The organism is Burkholderia sp. HMSC10F09 (assembly GCF_001806955.1).
GTDB classification, from domain to species: Bacteria; Pseudomonadota; Gammaproteobacteria; order Burkholderiales; family Burkholderiaceae; genus Burkholderia; species Burkholderia multivorans.
Genome location: NZ_KV786640.1, coordinates 1 through 6,968 on the forward strand (window position 1 = coordinate 1; position 6,968 = coordinate 6,968).

6 protein-coding genes are annotated in these 6,968 nt (G+C 67.1%); all 6 read right to left on the reverse strand.

From position 1 onward, the window contains the following. Window positions 1-204 precede the first annotated feature (204 nt). The 6 genes from HMPREF3115_RS09905 to hflC all read right to left on the reverse strand — a co-directional run bounded on the left by HMPREF3115_RS09905 (window position 205) and on the right by hflC (window position 6,839). Window positions 205-2,121, reverse strand: a complete 1,917-nt coding sequence (locus tag HMPREF3115_RS09905) for a potassium transporter Kup (protein WP_006399937.1) — start codon at window positions 2,119-2,121, stop codon at window positions 205-207. 277 nt (window positions 2,122-2,398) lie between these two features. Next, window positions 2,399-2,995, reverse strand: coding sequence for a phosphoribosyltransferase (locus HMPREF3115_RS09910; RefSeq protein ID WP_059938276.1), 597 nt, complete (start codon window positions 2,993-2,995; stop codon window positions 2,399-2,401). A gap of 7 nt (window positions 2,996-3,002) precedes the next feature. Beyond that, complete coding sequence (locus HMPREF3115_RS09915; RefSeq protein ID WP_070554292.1) at window positions 3,003-4,349, reverse strand: adenylosuccinate synthase; 1,347 nt, start codon at window positions 4,347-4,349, stop codon at window positions 3,003-3,005. Between the two features lie 111 nt (window positions 4,350-4,460). Then, on the reverse strand, window positions 4,461-5,609 hold the full coding sequence (locus tag HMPREF3115_RS09920; RefSeq protein ID WP_070554294.1) for an ATP phosphoribosyltransferase regulatory subunit: 1,149 nt from the start codon (window positions 5,607-5,609) through the stop codon (window positions 4,461-4,463). Between the two features lie 102 nt (window positions 5,610-5,711). Further along, window positions 5,712-5,903, reverse strand: coding sequence for a DUF2065 domain-containing protein (locus HMPREF3115_RS09925; RefSeq protein ID WP_006399932.1), 192 nt, complete (start codon window positions 5,901-5,903; stop codon window positions 5,712-5,714). Window positions 5,904-5,939: 36 nt separating this feature from the next. Continuing rightward, window positions 5,940-6,839, reverse strand: a complete 900-nt coding sequence (gene hflC, locus HMPREF3115_RS09930; RefSeq protein WP_070554295.1) for a protease modulator HflC — start codon at window positions 6,837-6,839, stop codon at window positions 5,940-5,942. Between the last annotated feature and the right edge of the window lie 129 nt (window positions 6,840-6,968).

Genomic DNA, 6,968 nt, shown 5'->3' on the forward strand with positions numbered 1-6,968 from the left:
CGCGGCGGCGCCCGCCCGCCCCGCGCGCGCGAACCGGAACCGGCCGGCGCGATGGCCGCCGCGTTCGCGAAGCTCAAGCAGCGCTGAACGTGCGGACCGTGCCGCAATGAGAAAAGCCCGCCGTCAGGCGGGCTTTTTGTTGGCGCAGCGTCTCGGCGAGCGAGCCGTCAAGCGGCATGCGCGATCGCGCACGCCTCGTGGCGCTCAGATCTCGATCTTCGTGCCGAGCTCGACGACGCGGTTCGCCGGAATCGCGAAGAAGTCGGTCGGCTTCGCGGCGTTCTGGTGCATCCACGCGAACACGCGCTCGCGCCAGATCGACATGCCGGGCAGCTGCGTCGGCACGACCGTCTCGCGTGCGAGGAAGAACGATGTGTCCATCAGCTCGAACGTCATGTCGTGCGTGCGGCCGAACTCTTCGAGCACGGCCTTCACGTCCGGCGTCTCGTTGAACCCGTACTCGGCCTTCACGATGTACAGGCCGCCGCCAGCGTCGCGCGCGCTCAGCCGCTTGTCGTCGCGCACGTACGGGATGTCGCGCGTGACGAACGTCATGAACAGCGTGCGCTCGTGCAGCACCTTGTTGTGCTTCAGGTTGTGCAGCAGGCTCACGGGCACGAGCTTGTCGTTGCCGGTCAGATAGATCGCGGTGCCCGACACGCGATGCGGCGGATGCGCGAGCAGCCCCTGCAGGAACGGTTCGAGCGGAATGCCGTCGGCGGCCGTGCGCTCCTTTACGATGTGGCGGCCCTTGTACCACGTCATCAGCAGGAAGAACAGCAGCGCGCCGATGCCGAGCGGCAGCCAGCCGCCCTGCGCGACCTTCAGCAGGTTCGCGCCGAAAAAGCCGAGATCGATCGTCAGGAAGACGGCGATGATCGCGCCGACCAGCAGCCGGTTCCAGTTCCACACCTTCACCATCACGACGCATGCGAGCACGGTCGTGATCACCATCGTCGCGGTCACCGCGATCCCGTACGCGGCCGCGAGGTTGTCGGAGCTCTTGAAGCCGATCACGATGCAGAGGATCACGAACAGCAGCAGCCAGTTCACGAGCGGCACGTAGATCTGGCCGATCGCGAGTTCGGACGTGTGCAGCACCTTCATGCGCGGCACATAGCCGAGCTGGATCGCCTGCGACGTCAACGAATAGGCGCCGGAGATCACCGCCTGCGACGCGATCACGGTCGCGACGGTCGACAGCACGACGAGCGGCAGCAGCGCCCAGTCGGGCGCGAGCAGGAAGAACGGGTTTTCGATCGCGCGCGGATTCTGGATCAGCAACGCGCCTTGCCCGAAGTAGTTCAGCACCAGCGACGGCATCACGAGCCCGTATGCGGCGAGGCGGATCGGCTTCGCGCCGAAGTGGCCCATGTCCGCATAGAGCGCTTCTGCACCGGTCAGCACCAGCACGACGGAACCGAGCACGACATAGGCCTGCAGCAAGTGCTCGGACATGAACGACGCTGCGTAGTACGGATTGATCGCCGCGACGATGCCGGGCGCACGCACGATGTGGTACACGCCGAGCGCCGCGATCGCGATGAACCACAGCACCATGATCGGGCCGAACAGCTTGCCGACCGTTGCCGTTCCGTGACGCTGGATCCAGAACAGCGCGATCAGAATCACGATCGTGATCGGCAGCACCAGATGCGACAGATGCGGCGTCGCGATCTCGAGACCTTCGACCGCCGACATCACCGAAATCGCCGGCGTGATGACCGCGTCGCCGTAGAACATGCACGCGCCGAAGATGCCGAGCGCCATCAGCGCGCCCGCGACACGCGTCTTCGGATCGAGCGGCCGCAGCGACAGCGCCATCAGCGCGAGCACGCCGCCCTCGCCGTTGTTGTCGGCACGCATCACGAACAGCAGATATTTGACGCCGACCACGAGGATGATCGCCCAGAACAGCAGCGAGATCACGCCGAGGATCGAGCTTTCCGTGAGCGGAATCCCGTGCGCGGGGCTGAACGCCTCCTTCAGCGAATACAACGGGCTCGTGCCGATGTCGCCGAACACCACGCCGATGGCCGCTATCGCCAGCGCCCGCAGCGAGTGTTGGTGCATCGGGTGCGGCGCGTGAGCGGCGTCGGCCGCGTGGGTCGTATCGTTCATATGAAGCGTAATAATCGGGTCCGGATTCGGACAAAACGAGCGCTATTCTACCCGCGCGTCCCGCAAACACCGCGCCGCCGTGTTGCCCCGAAGCCACGTGACCGATCGCGCACATGCATTGCAGCGCGAGCTGTGGCAGGGCTGCCATCATAGCCGGGGCCGCACCGTCTGCCTATCGGGGGGCGCGGCGGGGGTGCGCGGCGGCCGCCGGGCCTGCAAACGAAGACGGCGCCGCAAGCGGCGCCGTACGAGGCTTTTCGTCGATCGAGCGGCGCGCTTACGCGCCCGCGCCGTCGCGCTGCGCGCGACCGCGCTTGATCCACGCTTCGAGGTTGTGCGGACGCACGGTGTCCCACTCCTCGAACGGCTGATGGATCCACGGGTTCGTCGGCAGGAACTGCGTGTAGTAGTCGGGCTTGACCTTCGAGCAACCCTTGTACCAGAGCACCGCCGAGCGCACCGCCGTGACGGCCGGATAACGCTCCTTCAGGTGCTCCTGCACCCGCGCGAGCGTGACGCCCGAGTCGACCAGATCGTCGACGAGCAGCACGTTGCCCGCGAGGTTGCCGCGCGTCATCGTAATGTACTGCGCGATGTCGAGCTCGCCCTGCTCGCGGCCGGCCGCTTCGCGGTACGAACTCGTCGCGAGAATCGCGAGCGGCACGTCGTAGATGCGCGAAAGCTGATCGCCGACACGCAGGCCGCCGCGCGCGAGGCACAGGATCTGGTCGAACTTCCAGCCGGACTCGTGCACCTGCAGCGCGAGCAGTTCGATGAGCCGGTGATATTCGTCCCAGCCCACCCAGAGGTTCTTGTCGTCGTTACGCGGATCCGTCATCAGGTCGGCCGCCTTGATCGTGTTTTGCTGCGTCATCTGGAAATTACACCTTGAACGGATGGCGGAGCAGGATCGTTTCGTCGCGGTCCGGGCCGGTCGACACCATGTCGATCGGCACGCCGGCCACTTCCTGGACGCGCGTCAGATAAGCCTGCGCGTTCGTCGGCAGCGCGTCCCACGTCTTGATGCCGACCGTGCTTTCCTTCCAGCCTTCGAACGTTTCGTACACCGGTTCGCAGCGTGCGACATCGGCGGCGCCGCGCGGCAGGATGTCCGCGTCCTTGCCGTCGATCTTGTAGCCCACGCACAGCCGGACTTCGTCGAGACCGTCGAGCACGTCGAGCTTCGTCATGCAGAGGCCCGACACGCCGTTGATCTGGATCGAGCGGCGCAGCGCGGCCGCGTCGAGCCAGCCGGTGCGGCGCGGACGGCCGGTGACCGAGCCGAATTCCTTGCCGACGTTCGCGAGCGTGACGCCGACCTGATCCTGGCGCTTCGGATTATCGGCATCGTACAGCTCGCTCGGGAACGGACCCGAGCCGACGCGCGTGCAGTATGCCTTCGTGATGCCGAGGATGTAGTTCAGCTTCTGCGGACCGACGCCCGCGCCCGCCGCGGCCGCACCGGCAACGCAGTTGCTCGACGTGACGAACGGATAGGTGCCGTGATCGATGTCGAGCAGCGTGCCCTGCGCGCCCTCGAACAGCAGGTTCTGGCCCGCGTTGTTCGCGTCGTACAGACGGCGCGACACGTCAGCCACCATCGGCTTCAGGCGGTCGGCATAGCCGAGCATCGTGTCGAGCGTCGCCTGGAAATCGACGGCTGCGCCGCCGAGGTACTGCGTCAGCACGAAGTTGTGGAAATCGAGGTTTTCGCGCAGGCGATCGGCGAAGGTCTTCGCGTCGAACAGGTCCTGCACGCGCAGCGCGCGGCGGCCGACCTTGTCTTCGTACGCGGGGCCGATGCCGCGGCCCGTCGTGCCGATCTTGCCCGCGCCCTTGCGCGCTTCGCGCGCCTGGTCGATCGCGATGTGATACGGCAGGATCAGCGTCGTGGCTTCGGAAATGAACAGACGGTCGCGCACGTTCACGCCGGCTTCTTCCAGCTCGCCGATTTCCTTGAACAGTGCTTCCGGGGACAGAACGACGCCGTTGCCGATGTAGCACGCGACGCCATCGCGCATGATGCCCGACGGGATGAGGCGCAAGATCGTCTTCTTGCCGCCGATGATGAGGGTGTGGCCGGCGTTGTGACCGCCCTGGAAACGCACGACGCCCTGAGCGTGGTCCGTCAGCCAGTCGACGATCTTGCCCTTGCCTTCATCACCCCATTGAGTCCCCACGACGACGACGTTGCGCCCGGGAGTCACGTTCACTGCGCTGGCAGACATGTTGATTCGTTAGCTGGTTAAAAACGTATTTTACCTATGTTCGCGAGCGATTCCGAATTTTTCCGTTTCGCGTCAACGATATGCAGCCGACTGCCGCTCGCGAACGCCTTGTTAGCGGGGCTCGACCACCCACGCACCGTTGCGCTCGACGAGCGAACGGTCGCAGGCGAACTCGTCGAGCACGTGATCGTGGCCCGGCAGCGCCTGGATCACGACCTCGCCGGCGTCGCGCAGCGCGGCCACGGCCGCGCGCAGCGCATCGTCCTGCGCCCATGGCGCCAGAATCGCGGTGCCGCGCGCCTCGACCGGCGAAATCCGCGCGAGCTCGCGCAGGTCGAGCGAGAAGCCGGTCGCCGGACGCGCGCGGCCGTATGCCTGGCCGACGTGGTCGTAACGGCCGCCGCGCGCGATCGCGTTCGGCACGCCGTCGATATACGCGGTAAACATCGCGCCGCTGTGGTACGCGTAACCGCGCAGATCGGCCAGGTCGATCGCGACTTCCGCACCCCTCGCCTGCGCCGCGAGCTGCGCGAGATCGTCGAGCGCGCGCGCGATCTCGGGCAGCGCCGGCAGGCGCTGGCGCGCTTCGTCGAGCACGCTCGCGTCGCCGTACAGGTGCGGCAGCGCGCGCAGCGCCGCGCGCGTGTCGGCGCCGAGATCGTCGGTCAGTTCGTTCAGCAACGGCACGTCCTTGCCCGACAGCGCGTCGTAGAGCGCTTCGCCGCGCGCGGCCGCCTGCGTATCGCGCGCGAGCAGCGCCGCGAGCACGCCCGCATGGCACAGATCGAGGCGGATCCGCGACAGGCCCGCAAGATGCAGCGCATCGAGCATCAACTGCTGGATCTCGAGATCGGCTTCCAGTCCCGCGTGTCCGTAGATTTCCGCGCCGATCTGGATCTGCTCGCGCGTCGCGTGCAGGCCGCGCGGGCGCGTATGCATGACGTGCCCCGCATAGCAGAGGCGCGTGACGCCCTGGCGGTTCAGCAGATGCGCGTCGATGCGCGCCACCTGCGGCGTGATGTCGGCGCGCAGGCCGAGCGTGCGGCCCGAAAGCTGGTCGACCAGCTTGAAGGTGCGCAGGCGCAGATCGGCGCCGCCGCTCGTCAGCAGCGACTCGAGATATTCGAGCAGCGGCGGCATCACCATCTCGTAGCCGTACGAACGGAAGCGATCGAGCAGCCTGCGGCGCAGCTCCTCGATCTTGCGCGCTTCCGACGGCAGTACGTCGGCGATATTCTCGGGAAGTAACCAGGTCGACATCGGTACGGTCCTACGACAGGAAACGGCGCGCGGCACGCGCGCCGACGGATGAATCGGTAATCGGAATCGGACGGGAACGAACGGCGGGTGCGCCGTCCGGGATCAGGTGGCGAGCAGCAGCAGCACGAGCCCGAGCGCCATCACGATCAGCCCGCCGATCCGGATATGATGCGGCGGCCGCTCCGCTATTCTACGAAACGTGTCGCGCCAGGCGACGGGAAACACGAAGGGGAACGCCCCTTCGATGATCAGCATCAGCGCGACGGCAAGCAACAACGAGGCAGCGAGATCCATGCGGGCGACGGTGCCGCACGACGCGGCACCCCAGATTCAGTGTTTGCGGGGAGCAGGCGCCGCCGGTGCGGCACCGCCCGTCGGGCTGCGCATGAAACGGAAGAACGCGCTGTCGGGATCGACGACGATGACGTCGTTGCGCTTGAACGTCTTCCGGTACGCCTGCAGGCTCGCGTAGAACTCGTAGAACTGCGGATCGCGGCCGAACGCGTCCGCGGCGATCGTCGCCGCCTTCGCATCGCCCTCGCCCTTGATCGTCTGCGCGGACTTGTACGCGTTCGCGAGCACCGCCTGCTGCTCGCGTTCGGCGTCCGCCTTGATCTGCTCGACCTCGGCTGCGCCGTCGGCACGCACCTGCGCGGCCTGGTCGTGCAGCGCGCCGATCATGCGCTGATAGACCGCATCGGTCTGCGCGGCCGGCAAGTCGACGCGCGTGAGCTGCACGTCGACCAGCTCGATGCCGAGCGCTGCCGCGCTGGCCTGTACCGCGTCGCGCGCAGCGTCGGCGATTGCGCGCTGCGCGCCGAGCGCGTCGTCGAGCGCATGCTTGCCGAATGCGTCGCCAAGCGCGCCCTTCAGCGCGCCGGCCAGCCGCTCGCCGGCCGCGGCCGGATCGCCGCCGGTTGCCGTGAAGTACTTCATCGGATCGCCGATCCGGTACTTCGCCGCATACGAAACCAGCAGATCGTGCTTGTCTTCGGTTGCCAGCTGCAGCGGATCGGGCGATTCCAGCGACTGCAGCCGCGTATCGACCAGCGTGGCCGTCTGCAGCGGCGGCGGCAGCTTGAAATGAACGCCGGGGCCGGCGAGCTCGGGCTCCGCGCCGCCGCGGCCGGACAGCACGGCGATATGGCGCGGATCGATGGTCAGCACGGTCGACGATGCGGCAAAAGCCAGGATCACGATTGCGACGACGAGCGCAACGATTCGATTCATGTTCTGCGCTCCCCGTTACTTCAGATCGTCTTCGCGCGACCGGCTGCGGAACGCTTCGCGCGATCGCAGCGCATCGCTGCCCGGTGCCGCTGCGGCCGCCGGCGTCGATGCCGCGGTCGCGGCGGCGCC